The organism is Hydrocoleum sp. CS-953 (assembly GCF_002260545.1).
Taxonomy (GTDB): Bacteria; Cyanobacteriota; Cyanobacteriia; order Cyanobacteriales; family Microcoleaceae; genus Trichodesmium.
Map to the genome: position 1 here is coordinate 1 of NZ_LGSU01000480.1, position 3,251 is coordinate 3,251.

The 3,251-nt window shown below is 33.4% G+C and carries 3 protein-coding genes; 1 reads left to right on the forward strand and 2 read right to left on the reverse strand.

Annotated elements, in window-relative coordinates:
- Positions 1–1,150: 1,150 nt before the first annotated feature.
- Together AFK68_RS04865 and psaK are read right to left on the reverse strand one after the other, a co-directional pair.
- The gene (locus tag AFK68_RS04865; protein WP_094671821.1) at positions 1,151–2,356 is read right to left on the reverse strand and encodes a site-2 protease family protein; all 1,206 of its coding nucleotides are present in this window, start codon (positions 2,354–2,356) and stop codon (positions 1,151–1,153) included.
- A 342-nt stretch (positions 2,357–2,698) separates the two neighbouring features.
- Positions 2,699–2,980, reverse strand: coding sequence for a photosystem I reaction center subunit PsaK (gene psaK / locus AFK68_RS04870; RefSeq protein ID WP_094671822.1), 282 nt, complete (start codon positions 2,978–2,980; stop codon positions 2,699–2,701).
- A 154-nt stretch (positions 2,981–3,134) separates the two neighbouring features.
- Here psaK and AFK68_RS44240 point away from each other — a divergent pair.
- Positions 3,135–3,251 (forward strand): KR domain-containing protein (locus AFK68_RS44240; protein WP_143437524.1); only part of this gene is annotated, 117 nt, incomplete at its 3' end.

Genomic DNA, 3,251 nt, shown 5'->3' on the forward strand with positions numbered 1-3,251 from the left:
AATTTATAAAAACAATCTCAAAATATAATTTAATTAGTAAAATTTATATTGATTGTTCAGTATAAAATTCTAGAATATTGTGATTATTATCTTTGCCAATACCATTTTAGTCGACCAAATTTTCACAGCACATTATCTGGTCAAAATAGTATAACTCAAAGTAAAAATAACATTTAGCTATTAGCTAGGGTTTGCTGAAAAAGTATGTATGGCTTCGGGTAGNAATATTGTGATTATTATCTTTGCCAATACCATTTTAGTCGACCAAATTTTCACAGCACATTATCTGGTCAAAATAGTATAACTCAAAGTAAAAATAACATTTAGCTATTAGCTAGGGTTTGCTGAAAAAGTATGTATGGCTTCGGGTAGGAGTCAGGAATTAGGAGTTAGGAGTTATACCATTTCTCAAAAATCTTGCTATCTTTGATTGAGTGGAGAAATATGGGAATTGTGGGAGGTGGGGAGGAGAGAAAAAGTAGTAGTAATAATCACTAACGCTCCTAATAATTGTCAAAAACAGACTTTGAATCTTGGTAACTACTTGAGTGTTGAAGTATAGCCGAAGTATATCATTACTTTTGGTAATTGGTATTAGGGGAATTTATAGAGGAGGTAGGAGGAAGAATTGTCTCTGAATTTTTCCAATCTTGTCTGCCTAAATACTGACTTTTTGAGTTTTTTAGACTGAAAAGCTGGCACTTTTTTTGACCTAAAAAAGCACTTGCTTTTATCNATCTTGGTAACTACTTGAGTGTTGAAGTATAGCCGAAGTATATCATTACTTTTGGTAATTGGTATTAGGGGAATTTATAGAGGAGGTAGGAGGAAGAATTGTCTCTGAATTTTTCCAATCTTGTCTGCCTAAATACTGACTTTTTGAGTTTTTTAGACTGAAAAGCTGGCACTTTTTTTGACCTAAAAAAGCACTTGCTTTTATCTGTCAATGCTTTGAGAATTAATTAGCAAGCCCTCGCTATTGAAGAATTAGTCAGGAAACAGAATATGAGAAACAGAATAATTAGTTGGAGATTCTCAACTATAACCAATTGTAGACACCACGCGTGACGATGGAGATTTATAACCCATAAAGCTTCCAGCACTGTTTTTTTCTGATAACAACCATTTTTAAATTCAACCTACTTACTAACTACTTAAAATTTGACATAGAGGTAACTTTAGCAATTGCTTCTAACTTCATTCTCGACGGATAGTTACCTTCTTTTTTAACTCGCTTAACTTCTGCTTCTGAAATATTCATTTTCAAGTATTTAGCTATTCCTCGAACAATATCACTTTTATCAATTATTCCCGCTACTGCTCCAGCAGGAGAAAGTACAGTTATTTCATTTTGTTGAGAAAATTCCATACTTTTAATAACTCCTAATAAACTAACCTCTTCTGACACAGTAACCATCTGATTTAGAGGGCAAATAATCATCCTTAAAGTTTGAGTATCCCGATAACTTTTTTCAATATATCGAATAGCATCAGCATAAACAAAACCAAGATAACGACCCCTCTGAGCAGCAAAATAAGTTGAAAATTTAGAACCTTTGAAAATGTATTTATTGGCAAACTGACTGAGAGTTAAATTTGCATCTACTACACGAAAATCTTGAGTCATTACCTCTACAGCTTTAATATTAATTAACGCTGACTTTAAATCAGTTATGTGCTGATAAATTTTGGCATTACGCATAGCAAACCAGCCAATTAACCCAATCCAAAAAATACTATAATCTCTAGTCGTCAAAACTACTATCAACCCTAAAATTATTCCTAACCATCCTAAACCTTTACCAGTTTTAGCAGCCCATCTTATACCTTTACAATGACTACCAGTTATTTTCCAAACAGCCACTTTTAATACTTGTCCGCCATCCAAAGGTAAGCCAGGAATTATATTAAAAATCGCTAAAATTAAATTTATTTCTGCTACTCTACTCATTAACTTCCCAACTAAACTTGATGTTGGGAATATAAAACTTGTTAAACCTAATAAAAAGAATAAAACTAAACTCACCAAAGGTCCGGCGATCGCTACTTGAAAAGCTTCTCCAGGATTTCTATAATCTCGATCTATTGTAGCGATTCCACCAAATAAAAATAAAGTTATATAATTAACCTTAATTCCTTGAGAAATAGCAACTAAACTATGACCTAATTCATGTAATACTACGGAGAAAAATATTAGTATAGCAATTACCAATCCAGCACCCCAAGCTAAAAAAATCCCCTTTTCTTGGTAATCTTGACTATTGATGTATATTGCCCAAAGTAAAATAATTAACCACGAGTAATCCAGAAATAAAGGGATACCAAATAAATTGCCTATTTTCCAACTTGCCTGCATTAATTCGTTGTTGATTTTTTATTAAAATAGGGAGTAGAAAATAGCTGACTGGGATATGTTTTTTACTTTCTGGTTTTGACTAGACTTGGAGGAATTGGTGACAAAGTGAAAAGGGAGAAAAAAGCGCAGATATTAAGACAAATGTGAATTTTAATTTTCCAGCCTTTGTACTTCCTTGTCTACCTTGTTACTTTCCCCCTTTCCCCACACTCCCGACGCTTCCCACGCTTCCCACACTTCCCACACTTCCCACACTTCCTACACTTCCCTAAAAATGGGGGAATTCTTCTTTTTCAAGAGAAAACCCCCTGTGGATGATAACTAAAATCAGGTTATATCTATCTATAGCATACCAGCACTACCAAGCCCTAAAATTATTCCTGCTCCCAAAATATGACCAAAACTTGTAGTAGCTAATAATTCTGGTATTCCAAAACCAGTAAAAATTGCTGGTAATGATATGGGTAAATCTGGCCCTTGTCCACGATTTTGCTTTGAAATGGCATAGTAGCCGATGACAATTGCCACTAAATTACAAGTTATCATTATAATTGCTACTTTTGGTGACCACTCTGCAGAGAGAGGATGAGATTGTGCTGCTAGAATTAAACCAGAGTAAATCAAGTTCTTATCTCCTTAAATTAAAAAGATTTGTAGCAAATTTAAAATACCTTGCCCGATCAGGTGGTTTTTAAATCAACTTATGTTTTATGTTTTGTGTTTTGCAAATTATAAAGAAACTTTAGCTAAAAGCTATAATTTGTTTTAATAATTAACAATGACTTTAAGTTTTTCGGGCACATTTTTTACAGCTCCCAAAGTAGCAGGGACTTGGAATCTACATAAATTAACAAAAGATATACCATTAGATTTCTTTGTTTGTTTCTCCTCCCTA